The sequence below is a fragment of the Acetobacter sacchari genome (assembly GCF_017377715.1).
Classification (GTDB): domain Bacteria; phylum Pseudomonadota; class Alphaproteobacteria; order Acetobacterales; family Acetobacteraceae; genus Acetobacter; species Acetobacter sacchari.
Map to the genome: position 1 here is coordinate 238,543 of NZ_JAFVMF010000001.1, position 15,552 is coordinate 254,094.

At 63.6% G+C, this 15,552-nt stretch carries 15 protein-coding genes; all 15 read left to right on the forward strand.

The window, feature by feature from the left end:
- Positions 1-218: 218 nt before the first annotated feature.
- The 15 genes from lepB to J2D73_RS01115 all read left to right on the forward strand — a co-directional run bounded on the left by lepB (position 219) and on the right by J2D73_RS01115 (position 15,525).
- Entirely contained in the window at positions 219-1,013 is a 795-nt protein-coding gene (gene lepB / locus J2D73_RS01045; protein ID WP_026396847.1) for a signal peptidase I, read from the forward strand.
- Positions 1,014-1,016: 3 nt separating this feature from the next.
- Complete coding sequence (gene rnc / locus J2D73_RS01050; RefSeq protein WP_207878552.1) at positions 1,017-1,739, forward strand: ribonuclease III; 723 nt, start codon at positions 1,017-1,019, stop codon at positions 1,737-1,739.
- A gap of 34 nt (positions 1,740-1,773) precedes the next feature.
- The gene (era, locus tag J2D73_RS01055; RefSeq protein WP_026396845.1) at positions 1,774-2,673 is read left to right on the forward strand and encodes a GTPase Era; all 900 of its coding nucleotides are present in this window, start codon (positions 1,774-1,776) and stop codon (positions 2,671-2,673) included.
- 193 nt (positions 2,674-2,866) lie between these two features.
- Complete coding sequence (pyrH, locus tag J2D73_RS01060; protein WP_086644856.1) at positions 2,867-3,604, forward strand: UMP kinase; 738 nt, start codon at positions 2,867-2,869, stop codon at positions 3,602-3,604.
- A 177-nt stretch (positions 3,605-3,781) separates the two neighbouring features.
- The gene (gene frr / locus J2D73_RS01065; protein WP_051291928.1) at positions 3,782-4,303 is read left to right on the forward strand and encodes a ribosome recycling factor; all 522 of its coding nucleotides are present in this window, start codon (positions 3,782-3,784) and stop codon (positions 4,301-4,303) included.
- Positions 4,304-4,311: 8 nt separating this feature from the next.
- Positions 4,312-5,076, forward strand: a complete 765-nt coding sequence (gene uppS, locus J2D73_RS01070; RefSeq protein ID WP_207878554.1) for a polyprenyl diphosphate synthase — start codon at positions 4,312-4,314, stop codon at positions 5,074-5,076.
- 29 nt (positions 5,077-5,105) lie between these two features.
- Positions 5,106-5,936: a phosphatidate cytidylyltransferase gene (locus J2D73_RS01075; RefSeq protein WP_207878791.1), complete on the forward strand. Its 831-nt coding sequence runs from the start codon at positions 5,106-5,108 to the stop codon at positions 5,934-5,936.
- A 64-nt stretch (positions 5,937-6,000) separates the two neighbouring features.
- The gene (gene dxr, locus J2D73_RS01080; protein ID WP_207878556.1) at positions 6,001-7,158 is read left to right on the forward strand and encodes a 1-deoxy-D-xylulose-5-phosphate reductoisomerase; all 1,158 of its coding nucleotides are present in this window, start codon (positions 6,001-6,003) and stop codon (positions 7,156-7,158) included.
- A 36-nt stretch (positions 7,159-7,194) separates the two neighbouring features.
- Complete coding sequence (gene rseP, locus J2D73_RS01085; RefSeq protein ID WP_207878558.1) at positions 7,195-8,301, forward strand: RIP metalloprotease RseP; 1,107 nt, start codon at positions 7,195-7,197, stop codon at positions 8,299-8,301.
- A gap of 319 nt (positions 8,302-8,620) precedes the next feature.
- Complete coding sequence (gene bamA, locus J2D73_RS01090; protein WP_086644877.1) at positions 8,621-11,017, forward strand: outer membrane protein assembly factor BamA; 2,397 nt, start codon at positions 8,621-8,623, stop codon at positions 11,015-11,017.
- Positions 11,018-11,024: 7 nt separating this feature from the next.
- Positions 11,025-11,891: an OmpH family outer membrane protein gene (locus J2D73_RS01095; protein ID WP_198945884.1), complete on the forward strand. Its 867-nt coding sequence runs from the start codon at positions 11,025-11,027 to the stop codon at positions 11,889-11,891.
- A gap of 45 nt (positions 11,892-11,936) precedes the next feature.
- Positions 11,937-13,043: a UDP-3-O-(3-hydroxymyristoyl)glucosamine N-acyltransferase gene (gene lpxD, locus J2D73_RS01100; protein ID WP_207878560.1), complete on the forward strand. Its 1,107-nt coding sequence runs from the start codon at positions 11,937-11,939 to the stop codon at positions 13,041-13,043.
- Positions 13,044-13,078: 35 nt separating this feature from the next.
- Complete coding sequence (gene fabZ, locus J2D73_RS01105) at positions 13,079-13,561, forward strand: 3-hydroxyacyl-ACP dehydratase FabZ (RefSeq protein WP_341534995.1); 483 nt, start codon at positions 13,079-13,081, stop codon at positions 13,559-13,561.
- A 147-nt stretch (positions 13,562-13,708) separates the two neighbouring features.
- Positions 13,709-14,608 carry an acyl-ACP--UDP-N-acetylglucosamine O-acyltransferase gene (gene lpxA / locus J2D73_RS01110; RefSeq protein WP_207878562.1) on the forward strand — a complete coding sequence of 300 codons (900 nt, stop codon included), beginning with the start codon at positions 13,709-13,711 and terminating at the stop codon, positions 14,606-14,608.
- Between the two features lie 38 nt (positions 14,609-14,646).
- Positions 14,647-15,525 carry an LpxI family protein gene (locus J2D73_RS01115; RefSeq protein ID WP_243429516.1) on the forward strand — a complete coding sequence of 293 codons (879 nt, stop codon included), beginning with the start codon at positions 14,647-14,649 and terminating at the stop codon, positions 15,523-15,525.
- Positions 15,526-15,552 lie beyond the last annotated feature (27 nt).

Sequence of the window (15,552 nt, forward strand, 5' to 3'; positions counted from 1 at the left end):
CAAGGGGGGCAGGAGTGCGCCGGAGCGGGTCCCCGGCGCAGAGTCGCTTGACAGGGAGGGGGGCGGGCGGCTTCATCCGCCGGTTGACCTCGTCGCCATTGACGATGTGTCACGATCGGGGGTTCGCGTCGGTCGTGAACGATCGCTGCAAACCGTCGCGAGCGATGGTGTGGCGACGGGCGACGTGGAAGACCTTCTCGATGGAGTACAGTGACGACATGGCTTCCACGCAGGACACGGCGCAGACTTCGCCCTCGTTCATTCAGAATTTGATCGAAACCGCGCGCTCGTTCGTTACGATCGTTCTGGTCGTCGTTGTCGCCCGGACGTTTTTCTTCGAGCCGTTCAATATCCCGTCCGGCTCCATGATTCCGACCCTTCAGGTCGGCGACTATCTCTGGGTTTCGAAATACAGCTACGGCTATTCCCGGTTCTCGTTCCCTTTTTCGCCGGACATCTTCAGCGGTCGCATTTTCTACCATGAACCGCATCGTGGCGACGTGGCAGTGTTCCGGTTCACCAAGGACAACTCGATCGATTACGTGAAGCGCATCGTCGGGTTGCCTGGCGATCATGTGCAGGTGCGCGGCGGGCTGCTTTTCCTCAACGGGCAGCAGGTTTCCTGTCCTCCGGCGGGTGACTATACCGCCATCGACGAACACCATACCCACATGGAAGGGCAACTGTGCCTGGAGACCCTGCCCGGCGGCCGGACCCAGCCGCCTCAGGGGCACGAGATCCTGAAACTCACGGACGAGGGCATGCAGAACGACACGCCGGACTACGTCGTGCCGCCCGGTCACTTCTTCGCCATGGGCGACAATCGCGACGACAGCGCCGACAGCCGTTTCATGGGCGACGACCCGGAGGATCTGGGGTTCGTGCCCATAGAGAATCTCGTTGGACGGGCGCAGTTGGTGTTCTTCTCCGTCGATATGACTCACCCCTGGTGGCAGATCTGGGCGTGGCCGTCCGAGATCCGCTGGAGCCGGTTGCTGAAAGGCGTTCACTGAGTCATGAGCGGCTCGAACCCGGCCGAGCTTGAGCGGCTGCAGCAGGCGATAGGGCATCAGTTTCGCGCCCCGAATCTTCTGCGGGAGGCGTTGACGCATCGATCAGCGGCGCATCAACGCGCCACCGGGCGCGGTAAGCGCGCGACGCGTGGCGCCGGGTCCAATGAACGTCTCGAGTTTATTGGCGACCGCGTGCTCGGCCTGCTGATGGCGGAATGGCTGCTGGAGCGGTACCCGGCGGAGCAGGAGGGGGCGCTCGGCTCACGTCACGCTCAGCTGGTTTCGCGGACCACTCTCGCCGAAGTGGCGCTGGCGCTGGATATTCCTGCCGCCCTCGATGTGGCGGCGCACGAAGAGCGGATCGGAATCCGCAACACCGCGAACGTGCTAGCGGATGCGGTCGAGGCGCTGCTTGGCGCGCTTTATCTCGATGACGGCCTCGCTCCCGCCCGAGTGCTGGTGCGGCGTTTCTGGACCGACGCAATCGTGGCGCAGGGGCGCCCGCCGAAGGACCCGAAGACTGCGCTGCAGGAATGGGCGCTGGCGCGGGGGCTGGCGCTGCCCGCTTACGAAATGCTAAGCGCCGACGGCCCCTCCCACGCGCCGCGTTTTGTCGTGCAGGCGCATGTGGCCGGTTTTTCCGGTCAGGGAGAGGCAGGAAACAAGAGGGCGGCGGAAAGCGCCGCCGCCGCCGATCTGCTGACGCGTTTCGGCGCCTCCTCGTGAACGGGCTGTATAAGCCGAAAGGGCGCCAAAGGCGATGACACAGGAAACCCGCTGCGGATTCGCGGCTCTGGTGGGCGCGCCCAACGCGGGCAAGTCGACGCTTCTCAACAAGATGGCTGGCGCCAAGCTGTCGATCGTCAGCCCGAAGGCGCAGACGACCCGCTTTCGCGTGCTCGGCATTCTGATGCGCGAGAGTACGCAGATATTGCTGGTGGACACGCCGGGCATCTTCAAGCCGCGCCGCAAGCTGGATCGCGCCATGGTCGCGGCGGCATGGGCGGGGGCGGAGGACGCCGACGTCACGCTGCTGCTGATTGACGCGCGCTCCGGCCTCGACGAGGCGGCGCGCGCGGTGGTTGAGCATCTCGCGAAGGCGAAGCGCCGCGTGTGGCTCGTGCTCAACAAGACTGATCTGGTGCCCGCTCCGGCGCTGCTGCCGCTTACGGCGGAAATTTCGGGCATGATCGACGTCGAGCATGTGTTCATGATCAGCGCGCGCACGGGCGGCGGCGTCGACGACCTTCTCGACGCGCTGGCCGGAGCGCTTCCGCCCGGACCGTATCTCTATCCAGAAGACGATCTGACCGATCTCCCCGACCGTCTTCTGGCGGCGGAACTGGTCCGCGAGCAGGTGTTTCTGCAGACGCACGAGGAGGTGCCGTACGGCGCGACTGTGGAGACCGAGAGCTTTACCGAACGCCCGGATGGTTCAGTGCGGATCGACGTCACGATCTATGTTGGCCGCGCCAGCCACAAGGCGATCCTGATCGGCGAGAAAGGGAAGCGCATCCGCGAGATCGGCGAACGGGCGCGTAAGCAGCTGGGTTCGCTGCTCGAGCGGACGTGCCATCTGTTCCTGAACGTAAAAGAGCGGGCCGGGTGGGATGAAGAGCGAGCACGCCTGCGCGCCATCGGGCTGGACGACAACGCCTGAGGCGCCAGCCTTCGGGATCTTCCGTTTGAAAACTGTTAATGGTCGGCGTCCAGCGGTCTCGTTAACGAGAAAGGCGCCTCCGGCGCTTGTGGCGACCGCGCCTGAGCGATATGACGGGCGACGGAAACGCGCGCCGGGGTTTACATATTTCGGCTGCGCGGATCATCCCTGACAGTCTGCGCATCGAGGCCCAATGACCGAAAGCACCGACGCCGCTCCCGCCGCCCGGCGAGTTCTCCTGAAGATATCCGGGGAGGCGCTTATGGGCGCCGGTCAGTATGGCGTCGACGCCAACACCGTCGACCGTATCGCCGCAGACGTCGCGGCGGTCTCCAGCAGCGGCGTCGAGGTTTGCCTTGTCGTCGGCGGCGGCAACATCTTCCGCGGGCTGACTGCTGCGGCGCGCGGCATGGACCGGGCGCAGGGCGACTACGCCGGGATGCTGGCGACGGTCATCAACGCGCTGATGGTGCAGAACGCTCTTGAGCGAGAGGGCGTTCCCACGCGCGTCATGTCGGCCATTCATATGTCGTCCATCGCCGAGCCGTATATCCGGCGTCGCGCCGTTCGTCATATGGAGAAGGGTCGCGTCGTGATCTTCGCCGCCGGGACCGGCAATCCCTTCTTCACCACCGATACCGCTGCGGCGCTTAGGGCTGCGGAAATGGACTGCGATTGCCTTTTGAAGGGCACGCAGGTGGATGGCGTCTACAGCGCCGACCCTCGCAAGAACCCCGACGCAGAGCGTTACGAGCAGCTCACTTATCTCGAAGTTCTGGCCCGAGACCTGAACGTTATGGACGCAGCTGCGATCAGCCTTGCACGAGAAAATCGCCTGCCGATCATCGTGTTCAACATTCACGAGGCGGGCGCGTTCGAGCGCGTCATGAAGGGCGAAGGCAAGTTTACGCGAATCGAGGAAGTGTCCTGATCGAAAGTCAGGCGCTGTCGGGACTGTAACGTCCGCCTTTGACGAGGCTGAGTTTGACGCTTCCCGACCTTGCGGGGTCGGGGTTTAGAGGCGACGGCCCATGTGCCGTCCCAATCAGTTTGTGGGAGAGCCGTTGTGGCTGATCTGAACACGCTTACGGAAGACCTGACACGCCGGATGGAAGGCGCGCTCGAAAGCCTGCGCCGGGATTTCGCCGGTCTGCGGTCCGGGCGCGCGAACGCGGCCCTGCTGGAGCCTGTCCGGGTCGAAGCCTATGGCGGCGAGGTTCCTCTGTCTCAGGTCAGCACCATCGCCGTTCCGGAAGCAAGAATGTTGACGGTTCAGGTCTGGGATCGGGCTCTGGCGGGCGTTGTGGAGAAGGCGATTCGCGACGCGGGGCTGGGTCTGAATCCGGCGGGCGAAGGGCAGACCATCCGTGTGCCGATTCCCCAGTTGACCGAAGAGCGTCGTAACGAGTTGGCCAAGGCCGCTGGTCGCTACTCCGAAGGCGCCAAGGTCGCCGTGCGCGGCGTGCGTCGCGACGGCATGGACCAGACGAAGGGGTTCGAGAAGAAGGGCGACATCAGTCAGGACGACGTCAAGGCGTGGTCGGACTCGATCCAGAAACTCACGGATCAGTATGTAAAAAAGATCGACGAAATGCTCGCGGACAAGGAACGCGAGATCAAGCAGGTCTGAAACACGTCATGTCATCCACGACGGGCGCGGCCGTATCGAGCGCGTCGCCCGCCTCCACTGCCTCGAACGCGCATCTTCCGGTCCATGTCGCCATTATTATGGACGGCAACGGGCGCTGGGCGGCTGCGCGGGGACTGCCGCGGGTCGCCGGTCATCGCGCCGGCGCCGAGGCCGTGTCTCGCTGCCTGCGGGCCGCCAAGGCCAAGGGCGTCGAGTATCTGACGCTTTATGCGTTTTCTTCGGAGAACTGGCGCCGCGAACCGACCGAAGTCGCGGACCTGACCAGCCTGCTGAAGTATTACCTGCGCCACAAGGTTGCCGAACTGCACAAGGAAGGCGTGCGAATCCGCTTCGTCGGCGATCTGGGTCGTTTCGGTCCCGATCTGGTTGCCGAGCTGGAGCGCGCGGAAGCCCTCACGGCTGGCAACGCCCAGTTGACCCTTCTGCTGGCTCTCTCCTATGGCGGACGTGGCGATATCGTGCACGCCGCGCGCGCGCTGGCAGAGGCTGTGCAGCGGGGGGACATCGCGCTGTCGGCGATCGACGAAACGGCGCTGTCGGCCCGCCTGTTGACGGCGGGCGTGCCAGATCCGGACGTCATCGTGCGCACCAGCGGCGAGCATCGCCTGTCCAACTTCCTGCTCTGGCAAAGCGCTTACGCGGAACTGGTGTTCCTCGATACGCTTTGGCCGGATTTCGACGAGGCGTCCTTTACGCGGGTGCTCGACATTTACGCGCGACGCGAACGGCGCTTCGGCGCCCGCCCGGCGTGACCTTGGCGCCTACGCAACCGTCCAGCGCCATGCCCGGTCGAGACTGGCGCGATCTGCGCCCCCGCCTTCTCTCCGCTCTGGCGCTCATCGTCGTCGCTGTTCTTGCGATCAGTCTCGGCGGTTACGCATATGGACTCCTCATCGTCGCGACGATGGCGGGCATGGCCGCCGAAGGCTGCGCCCTGTTCTCGCTTTCTCCCCGTTCGTGGCGGGGCGCGCTTTTCGTCGCATGGTCTTTCTGTGCAGGTCTTTCGGCGTTCTGCGGGCGGTGGGAAGCCACGCCAGCCTTCGCGATGACGGCTTTCGTCTTCGGGCCGCCGCTGTGGCTGATGAACGCCGTGATCGTCGCTGGTGGTCTTTCTCTCATGTGGCTCCGGCTGGGCGCGGATTGCGGCGTCTGGGCCGTCGTGTTCGTGATCGCCGTGGTCGTGTCGAGCGACAGCGCCGCCTATGCCACCGGACGGATGATTGGCGGCCCGAAGCTCGCGCCGCGCATCTCTCCCGGTAAGACACGGTCGGGCGCAGTCGGCGGATTGCTGGGCGCTGTTGTAGCGGGGCTCGTGGTCGCGACAATTTCGGGCGCAGGGTTTGCAGCCCGCGGCGCCGGGTGGGCGTTGCTTCTGGGGATAGCGGCGCAGGCGGGAGATCTCGCGGAAAGCGCAGTCAAGCGCGCGAGAGGCGTCAAGGACTCCGGACGTCTGCTGCCGGGACATGGCGGCCTGCTGGACCGTTTCGACGCGTTGCTCGCCGCCGCGCCTCTGGCGGCCCTGTTGTCGTTGCTGGCGAAACCGGGGCTTCCGTTCTGGTCTGTCGGCTTTGACGATCTGGCGCGGGGGCTGGGGCGTTTCCTCGGTGGATGAAGCGCGGTCTGGCGCAAGGGGCAGGCTCGCCGCCGGCGGCGAATGCGGGTAATGTGGGATGGTTATGAAAACGGTTAACATTCTGGGATGCACCGGCAGCATCGGTTGCTCCACTGTCGATCTGGTCAGGCAGGCTGGCGCCGACGTCTCCGTCCGAGTGTTGGTGGGGGGGCGCAACGTCGCCGCTCTGGCCGAGCAGGCCCTCTCGTTGCGCGCGGAAATAGCGGTCATCGCCGACGAAGGAGCTCTCCCCGAGCTTCGCGAGCGTCTCGCCGGATCTGGCGTCGAAGCTGCCGGCGGCCGCGCCGCCGTAATCGAGGCTTCAGGGCGAGAGGTCGACTGGACGATGGCCGCTATTACCGGAGCGGCCGGTCTGGAACCCACGCTGGCTGCGATCCGCAACGGCAAGACTGTGGCGCTGGCCAACAAGGAGGCACTTGTCTGTGCGGGCGACGTGATGCTCCGCGCCATCAGGGACGCCGATGCGACGCTGCTTCCTGTCGACTCGGAACATAACGCCGTCTTTCAGGCGATGGCGGACCGTCAGACCGATCAGGTGGAGAAAATCATCCTTACGGCGTCGGGTGGTCCGTTCCGCAGCGCTACGCTGGAGACGATGGAAGCAGCGACGGCCGCCCAGGCGCTGAAGCATCCGACCTGGACCATGGGCGCGAAGATCAGCATCGATTCCGCGACCATGTTCAACAAGGGGCTGGAGGTCATCGAGGCTGCGCGGATATTCGATCTGACCGAAGACCGGATTGACGTGGTGGTTCACCCTCAGTCGGTCGTCCACAGCCTGGTGCAATACACCGACGGGAGCCTGATCGCGCAGCTCGGGTCAGCGGATATGCGAATTCCCATCGCGCACTGCCTCGCCTGGCCGCGCCGGATGGCCACGAACTCGCCCCGTCTGGATCTCGCGGAGTATGGCTCCCTGACGTTCGAGGCGCCGGACGAGATTCGTTTTCCGGCTCTGCGCCTCGCCCGTCGGGCGTTGCGGGAGGGGGGGGCGTCTTCTGCGATCCTCTCTGCCGCCAATGAGGTCGCGGTCGAGGCGTTTCTTGCCGGTCAGATCGGTTTTCTTGATATTGCCCGTGTGGTGGAGAAAGTGATGGATGCGCTTGGCGCTCCGCCGATCGACGATCTGAACGCCGTTCTTCACTGGGACGCGGAAGCGCGTCGGGCGGCTTCGACGCATACGATCCAGCGCGCCGCGTGACATCGTCAGTCCGCCGATTCCCAAGGAGCCACGCTGATGCATGAAGCGATCCGCACAATCCTGTCGTTCGTCGTCGTGCTCGGCGTGCTCGTGTTCATCCACGAACTGGGCCACTACCTCGCGGCCCGATGGCGGGGCGTAAAGGTCGAGACGTTCTCAATCGGTTTCGGTCCGCCGCTCTGGCGTTGGACCGACAAGGCCGGGACGGAGTGGCGCGTCGGGCCGATCCCGCTGGGCGGTTTCGTGAAGCCGCATGGCTTCGAAGGGCCGGAGGAAGCCACTGACGAGCAGAAAGCGGCCTGGGAGCCTGGACGCACCTTCCACGACAAGCCGGTGGGTTCGCGCGCCATCGTCATTCTTGCGGGGCCGGTTTTCAATTTTCTTCTCGCGTTCCTGCTGTTCTCCGCGTTGTTCGCGTTCTGCGGCCGCCCGGAAGCGCGTAATGAAGTGAACGCCGTGTCGCCGGGCAGCGCTGCTGCGGCGGCCGGTGTCACTCCGGGCGACGCGATTCTCGCGGTTGGCGACACGTCGACGCCCGAGGTGACGACAGTGCAGAGTGTGGTGGCGGCAGCGCCAGGCAAGGCGACGACGCTGCATGTGCGCCGTCACGGCGAGGACGTTTCCCTGCCTGTAACGATCGGTAGTGTTTCCACCGCTGGCAAGACGAGCCCTGTCGGCCAGCTTGGCGTTACTTTCGCCACGGTCACAAGTGCGCCTCTGTCTCCGGGAGCGGCTGTGGTTGCGGGAGCGCGTGAGACGTGGTCGGTGACAGTGCAGACGCTGGATGGTCTTTGGCAGATGGTCACGGGTCGACATACGGCGCGAGATCTTGGCGGACCGTTGCGGATCGCGCAGATGTCGGGTCAGGTGGCGCAGTATGGCGTCGCCAGTCTGGTGTCGTTCATGGCGCTTCTGTCGGTCAATCTCGGGTTGATCAATCTCTTCCCCGTGCCGATTCTCGACGGTGGACGTCTGGTGTTCTACGCGATCGAGGCGATCCGTGGGCGCCCAGTTCCGCGCAAGGTGCAGGAACTCGGGTTTCAGGCTGGCTTCGCGTTGATCGCCTGCCTGTTTCTTTTCTCCACATTCAACGATCTTTCCAGCTTTGGCCTGTTCAAATGGGTCGCGTCGCTGGCGGGGTGAAGGCACGAAAAGCTTCAGAGAAATGCTTGGGCGTGTTTCGTAATGTTCCGGGCGCTTGCGCCCCCGGCGACATTTCGGATAGTTCCGCGAGTGTATTCGGGAGCATTTGTCCCGATCGGGCGTCTGTTCAGGTTTCGCAGGCGCGGCGGCATTTGGGTTCGCGCCCGCATTTCCGCTATGCTTGAAATGCGGGTCGGGTTGACGAACCTATTTGCGAGTGAGTTTGGTCGTGGCAGCGGGAGCCTTGCTCCCCGTCGGAGAGGTGCTGGTCTTGAAGAGTAAACGTAAGGCTTTGCTCGCTTCGGTTTGCTTGCTGCCAATGCTCATGGGGTCGAAAGCGTCAGCGCAGTTCGCCCCGGCCAGGCGTCATACAGCCGTCGAACACAATGGGGCCGCCGAGCGCGAGCGCCACTCGTCCGGCCAGGTCATCGAGAATATCGAGGTTCATGGCAACGACCGGATCGAGGCCAGCACGGTCCTGTCCTATATGGTGGTGCGCACGGGCGACACTTTCAACCAGGACAACCTCGATCGTTCCCTGAAGACTCTTTACGCCACCGGCCTGTTCAAGGACGTCACGCTGCACCGCTCCGGCGACGTCCTGCAGGTGCAGGTCGTCGAGAACCCTATCGTCAACCGCATCGTCTTCGAGGGTAACCACGCCGCGAAGGATGAGGATCTGCGCAAGGTGATCGCCCTGCGCTCGCGCGCAGTGTTCTCCCAGCAGACGACCGCGGCCGATCGTCAGAAGATTCTTGAGGTCTACGCGCAGAAGGCGCGGTACGGCGCCGATGTGACGCCGCAAATCGTTCGCCTTGCGCATAATCGCGTCGACGTGGTGTTTCAGGTCAATGAAGGGCCTCAGACGCTGATTCGTAAGATTTCCTTCGTCGGAAACAAGAACTTCAGCGAAGCGCGTCTCGCCGGAGTGGTTTCCTCGAAAGAGACCCAGTGGTACCGGTTCTTCTCGTCATCGGACGAATACAACCCGGAGCGTCTGCGTTACGACGCCGAATTGCTGCGCCGTTTCTATCTGGCTAACGGCTTCGTCGATTTCCAGATGATCAACGCGACGGGCGAATTGTCGCCCGACCGGAAATCCTTCTACGTCACGTTTACGCTGAATGAAGGCCCGCGTTACCGGCTCGGCAAGATGGACATCCGCTCCAGTCTTCGTCACGTTCCGGCGGCGTCGCTGCGTAAATATATCGAGCTGTTTCCGAACCAGTGGTACGACGGCAACGCGGTTCAGCACAACGCGACGAACATGGAGGAGATCATCCAGTCGAAGGGCAACCCCTTCGCGGTGGTCCGTCCTGAGATCGCTCGCAATCCGGAAAAGCGCATCGTCAACCTGCTCTTCGACGTCAGCGAGGGGCCGCGCATGTATGTCGAGCGCCTCGACATCAACGGCAATACGATCACACAGGACAGCGTCATCCGCAGGCAGTTGCCGATGGCGGAGGGTGATCCGTTCACTGCGATGTACAAGAAGTATTCCAAGCAGGCGTTGCAGGATCTGGGTTATTTCAGCTCCGTCTCGATCGACCAGAGTCAGGGATCCGCGCCGGACCGCGTGAACGTGGCGGCGAACGTTGTGGAAAAACCGACCGGCGAGTTCTCGCTCGGCGGCGGGTATTCGACGGACGTTGGCATCATCGGCAACCTGGGCCTCAAGCAGCATAACCTGCTCGGCAGCGGCGTAGACGCCGGTATTTCCGGGACCATGGCGTATTACCAGCGGCAGGTGGATCTCTCCGTCACGGATCCGTACTTCCTGAACCGAAACCTCGTCGCCGGCGTCGATCTGTTCTACATCGAGAACAAGTATCAGACGTACCAGAACTATTCGGAAGGGCGGTACGGCGTCACATTCCGTCTGGGTTACGCCTATACGAACCATCTGTCGCAATCGTGGAACTACTCGCTCATCCATCGTACTATCGGCGGGTCCTGGAGCGAGACGTCCTTCTACATTCTCGATCAGGCCGGCAGTTCGCTGCTGTCACAGATCGGCACGACGCTTACCTACGACACGCGCGATAGCCGCCTGCAGCCGCACAAGGGTTTTGTGGCCCGCGTAGGCGGCGATTTCGCTGGCGCTGGCGGTGATGAAAAATACGTCCGTGGCAAGGTCGACGTCGGATATTACCTGCCGCTCGACGATATGATGGGCAACCACGACTGGACAGTCGCCTTTACCGCAGGCGCCGGCTATCTGGCGGACTGGGGCAATGGCCGTCACGACGTGATCGACAATTTCTATCTCGGCGGTCAGAATCTGCGCGGCTTCCTCGACGGCGGCGTGGGTCCCCGAGCAGTCGGGCAGACCACGGTGTCTCCGGCGGACGGCGCCATCCACTCGCAGGAAGACCTTCTGGGCGGCCGCTTCATCTATACGGGGTCAATGACGGTCAACTTCCCGATGCCGTTCGCGGCGGATATGGGTATCCGTGGCCGTTACTTTGTCGACACCGGCGCTCTGGCGGGCCTGCGTGTGAGAAACAATTACACCAATCCGAACCAGCTCAACTATTACCCGTACAAATACGAGCGCGTTTCGGGCGACACCCTGACGCCGCGTATCAGCACCGGTCTGGGCTTCTCGTGGAAGAGTCCTTTCGGTCTCATTAACATCGATGCGGGTATTCCTGTCCTGCGTAAACGAAATGACCGCACGCAGCTGCTGCGCTTCGGCTTCGGTCAGCAATTCTGAGGTGACAATGTCTCGCTTGTCCGCAGCGGCGCTTCTCGCCGCCGCCGTTCTTGTCGTTCCCGGTCATTCCTTCATCGAGTCCGCTCATGCGCAGGCGGCCTCCAACTCCAGCGGCGGCGCTGGCTGGTTCGTGCCGAAGACGGCGCACCCCACTGCGGCCCCGGCTCCTGCGCATATGTCGCGCCCGGCTCCCGTGCAGGCGCAGGAGGCCGATGGTCAGGATGGTGAGGAGGCTGACAACTCCCGTCCGCCGCCAGTGTTGCCCCAGCCCAATATTCCGACTGCGCCCGAATTGCCGAAGGCGGCTCCGCCTCCGGCGGCCGTGATCGGCATCATCAGCGTCGCCGACGTGATGCGCCAGTCGATGGCAGGCCAGCAGGTCGAGCGCGAGCTTGGCGGTCGTCGCGACGCGTTGGCGCAGGACGCGCAGAAGGCGCAGGCTGGCTGGCGCGATGAGCAGCAGAAACTGCAGGCCGCCGCCAAGACGATGTCCGCAGACCAGATTCAGGGCCAGGAACGCGCCCTGCAATCGCGCGTCATGAAGGCTCAGCGCGACTTCCGTGAGCGCAACCGGATCATCCAGGAAGCGGCGCAGGTCTCGCTCGGGCAGATTGAACGCGAACTGGTGCAGGTCATTCAGCACGTCGCCTCAAGCCATGGCATGAACCTGATCATGCATAGCGAGCAGGTTGCGTTGCACGTCGACGGGCAGGACATCACGAACGAGGTCGCGACGCAGCTGAACGTCGTTCTGCCGAAAGTCTACATCCCGGCGCCGAACGAGGATCCTGAAGTGCTCGCAAAGTCCGGCAAGATGCCGACCACGGCGTCCGCGCAGGCTGCTGCTCCGGCTCCGGCCGCAGCGCCGAAATGAGCGTGACACGGTGAACCTCGCGCGATCTGAATCGAGAGCGGCGCGATGAGCGATGTGGTGGAGCGCAGGCATGCGACGGCTGACCGACGCTTTTTCGAGCGCGCCGGACCGTTCACGGCCGAGGCGTTGGCTGAGGCTGCAGGTGGTGACCTGCTTCCTCCGCGCGAGGGAGGCTTTCCTGAGGGAGGCTTCACCGGCATAGGGCCGCTTCAGGCGGCGGGGCCGACGGAGCTCAGCTTCCTCGACAACCGTCGTTATGTAGCCGCATTGGACGATACGCAGGCTGGTCTGGTGATTGTCGCCAAAGCCTTTGCGTCGCGAGTTCCTCCCGGCTGTGGCGCTATCGTGGTGGCGCAGCCTTATCTCGCGTGGTCGCGTGTCGCCCGCATGTTTCATCCTGCGCCAAAAGCGCGCGCCGGGGTCCACGCGACAGCGGTGGTCGCCGCGTCCGCGCAGGTCAACGCTTCTTGTGAGGTCGGGCCCTTCGCGGTGATCGGAGAAGGCGTCGAGATTGGCGCCGGGACGATTATCGGCCCGCACGCCGTGATCGGCGATGGAGTCCGCATCGGCGCAGATTGCCGGATCAGCGCGCAGGTCGTGCTTTCCCATGCAGTGCTTGGCGACCGGGTTATACTTTTTCCCGGCGCACGCGTTGGACAGGACGGATTTGGTTTCGCCGTGGGACCGCAGGGTTTCGAAACCGTGCCGCAACTTGGCGTCGTAATCCTTGAGGACGGCGTGGAAATCGGCGCCAACTCCACGATCGACCGTGGGTCGGTACAGGATACGGTGATCGGCGCGGGATCGCGACTCGATAATCTGGTGCAGATCGGTCATAACGCTCGCCTTGGCAAAGGCTGTATCGTTGTCTCTCAGGCCGGGATTTCCGGTTCGACCGAGCTTGGTGATTACGTCACCATAGCGGCGCAGGCGGGGCTGATCGGCCACATCAAAATTGGGACGAAAGCCCGTGTCGGCGCACAGTGCGGCGTGATGTCGGACGTCGAGGCCGGAGCCGATGTCATCGGAAGCCCGGCGATGCCGTTCCGAGAATTTTTTCGTAATGTTGCAACACTGCGTCGACTTTCTCGCCGCCCTGGTGTTGAAGAGGGCGCTGACGACAGCCAGTCGGAAGGAAAAGGCGGCGCGTGACGGGCGCGGCGCGATAACGGAGCGGTTTGACAGACGTGGATCAGGAACGCGAAACGCAGGACGCTGGCGCGACGACGCGCATCGAGACGGTCGACATCATGCGGATCATGGAAGCGATTCCCCATCGCTACCCATTCCTGCTGATTGATCGCATGGTGGATGTCGAACTCGGGCAGTCTGCGGTCGGGGTCAAGAACGTCTCTGTGAACGAGCCGTTTTTCCAGGGACATTTCCCCGCGCGCCCGGTGATGCCCGGCGTATTGCTGATCGAAGCCATGGCGCAGACGGCGGCGACCCTCGTCGTGTTGACGCTGGGTTCGGCTTTTGAAGGCAAACTCGTTTATTTCATGACGATCGAAGGCGCGAAGTTCCGCCGCCCGGTAGGCCCCGGCGATCAGGTTCGCATCCATGTCGAAAAAGAGCGGCAGCGCGCTAATGTATGGAAGTTCCGTGGCGTGGCGCGTGTCGAAGGCGTCTCGGTCGCCGAGGCGACGTTCAGCGCCATGATCATGGACTGACATATCGTAGCGCGCTACGAAACCGCTCCGTGCCGGGCGGGTTTTGTATCGCGCTGATACGTTTACTTACCGCCTCCGGGGCGTGTGGAATCTTTTTATCGACCCGCGAATTGCCTTATTGCTCACCGATGGTTAGCTGAGGCGTCGATGGAGGTAGTTCTGGTTGAAACGGTGAATGCGGCGCGCTCAGAGAGCCGTGCCGGTCTGGAGTCAACGGCGCCGGGGATTCATCCCACTGCGCTGATCGCTCCCGGCGCGCGTCTGGGCGAGGGCGTGAAGATCGGCCCATGGTGCTCGATCGGGCCGGACGTCGTCGTAGGCGACGGCGTGGAGATGGTGGCAAATGTCGTCGTCGACGGCTGCACCACGCTTGGCGCCGAATCGCGCTATTTTCCGTTTACGACGGTCGGCCTTGCTCCTCAGGATCTCAAATACAAGGGCGAGCCCACGCGCTGCGAGATTGGCGCGCGCACAGTGGTGCGCGAGCATGTAACCATTCACCGTGGCACGGTGACCGGCTCGGGCCTTACGCATGTCGGTGCCGATTGCCTGATCATGGCCAACGCGCATGTCGCCCATGACTGCACGCTTGGGGACCGCGTGATCATCGTCAACAACGTCGTCATGGGCGGTCACGTCTCCATCGACGACGACGCCCGTGTGATGGGGTCGGCGGCGATACACCAGTTCGTCAGGATCGGACGCGCGGCCCTTGTCGGCGGCGTGGCCGGCGTCGAAGCCGACGTCATTCCGTATGGCAGCGTGCTTGGAAACCGGGCGCGGCTGGTCGGGTTGCACTGGATCTGGCTGCGGCGCAACGGCGTCGACTCGGCTCAGATCCACCGGATGCGCAAGGCGTTTCAGACGCTCTATCCGCGCGGCGGTGGAGACGATGTGTTCGCCCAGCGTATTGGCGTGGTGCGGGAGCACTATGGAAGCGACGAGAAGATCGAAGAGATCCTCCGCTTTATTGAAGCGCCGAGTCGCAGGGGTTTGGTCCGCGTGGCGCGCGAGGAATATTCCAGCAGTGAGACTGAGGCGGGCTGACGTCCTGTCGCCCGGACGATGACGGGGGATTGACGCCATTGTCCGAGAACGATCCTCTCCTGCCCGACCCTTTGGCGCGAGACGCCGGTGGCGTAGGCATTCTGGCTGGCGGCGGGCCGCTTCCGGGGCAGGTGGCAGCAGCCGTGGCGGCTTCAGGCCGCTCTCCGTTCATCATAGCGTTTCAGGACTTCGCGGAGCCGGCTGTGGTCGGAGCTTGGCCGCATGTCTATGTGCGCCTAGCTGCTGCAGGCAGAATACTGTCCGAGCTGCGCGAGCACGGATGCCGTGACATTGTCCTGATCGGTCCGGTGAAGCGACCTTCACTGCGCGATATCCGACCTGACGCTGAGGGTGCGCGCATCCTCGCCCGTCTTGGGCGAGCATTGTTCGCCGGGGACGACGGATTGCTGGGCGCGCTGGTGCGTATTCTTGGCGAGGAAGGCTTCACTGTTCGCGGCGCACACGAGTTTCTGACGGCTTCGCTCGGGCGATTGGGCGCTCTGGGGCGAATTCAGCCGGATGAACGTTCTCTCTCCGATATCCGACGGGGAATGGAGGTCGTGCGCACTCTCGGGCGTCTCGATATCGGTCAGGGGTGCGTAGTGCAGGATGGCGTCGTTCTGACGGTCGAGGCCATGGAGGGCACCGACGCCATGCTGGACCGCGCCGGCGCGTGCCGACAGCCGGGGGAGGGAGGCGTTCTGGTCAAGTTGCTCAAGCCCGGACAGGAGAAGCGGGCGGATATGCCGACCATCGGGCCGCAAACGATCAACCGAGCGGCACGTTCGGGTTTGGCGGGTGTGGCGTTTGAAGCCGGAGGCACGCTTCTTACCGACCCGACGGCCTGCATCGCGGAGGCCGACCGTCTGGGCCTTTTCCTGTATGGTGTCGGACATGCTGAACAGTCCGGGGCGTAGCCGCGGACAAAGTGCTGTTTTTATTTA

Bases quoted from the DNA above. Each gene is read 5' to 3' on its own strand.
- dxr (WP_207878556.1), top strand. From the start codon at position 6,001: ATGAAAACGGTTAACATTCTGGGATGCACCGGCAGCATCGGTTGCTCC.
- bamA (WP_086644877.1), top strand. From the start codon at position 8,621: ATGCTCATGGGGTCGAAAGCGTCAGCGCAGTTCGCCCCGGCCAGGCGT.
- rseP (WP_207878558.1), top strand. From the start codon at position 7,195: ATGCATGAAGCGATCCGCACAATCCTGTCGTTCGTCGTCGTGCTCGGC.
- frr (WP_051291928.1), top strand. From the start codon at position 3,782: ATGGAAGGCGCGCTCGAAAGCCTGCGCCGGGATTTCGCCGGTCTGCGG.
- J2D73_RS01075 (WP_207878791.1), top strand. From the start codon at position 5,106: ATGCCCGGTCGAGACTGGCGCGATCTGCGCCCCCGCCTTCTCTCCGCT.
- rnc (WP_207878552.1), top strand. From the start codon at position 1,017: ATGAGCGGCTCGAACCCGGCCGAGCTTGAGCGGCTGCAGCAGGCGATA.
- uppS (WP_207878554.1), top strand. From the start codon at position 4,312: ATGTCATCCACGACGGGCGCGGCCGTATCGAGCGCGTCGCCCGCCTCC.
- pyrH (WP_086644856.1), top strand. From the start codon at position 2,867: ATGACCGAAAGCACCGACGCCGCTCCCGCCGCCCGGCGAGTTCTCCTG.
- lpxD (WP_207878560.1), top strand. From the start codon at position 11,937: ATGAGCGATGTGGTGGAGCGCAGGCATGCGACGGCTGACCGACGCTTT.
- era (WP_026396845.1), top strand. From the start codon at position 1,774: ATGACACAGGAAACCCGCTGCGGATTCGCGGCTCTGGTGGGCGCGCCC.
- J2D73_RS01095 (WP_198945884.1), top strand. From the start codon at position 11,025: ATGTCTCGCTTGTCCGCAGCGGCGCTTCTCGCCGCCGCCGTTCTTGTC.
- lpxA (WP_207878562.1), top strand. From the start codon at position 13,709: ATGGAGGTAGTTCTGGTTGAAACGGTGAATGCGGCGCGCTCAGAGAGC.
- lepB (WP_026396847.1), top strand. From the start codon at position 219: ATGGCTTCCACGCAGGACACGGCGCAGACTTCGCCCTCGTTCATTCAG.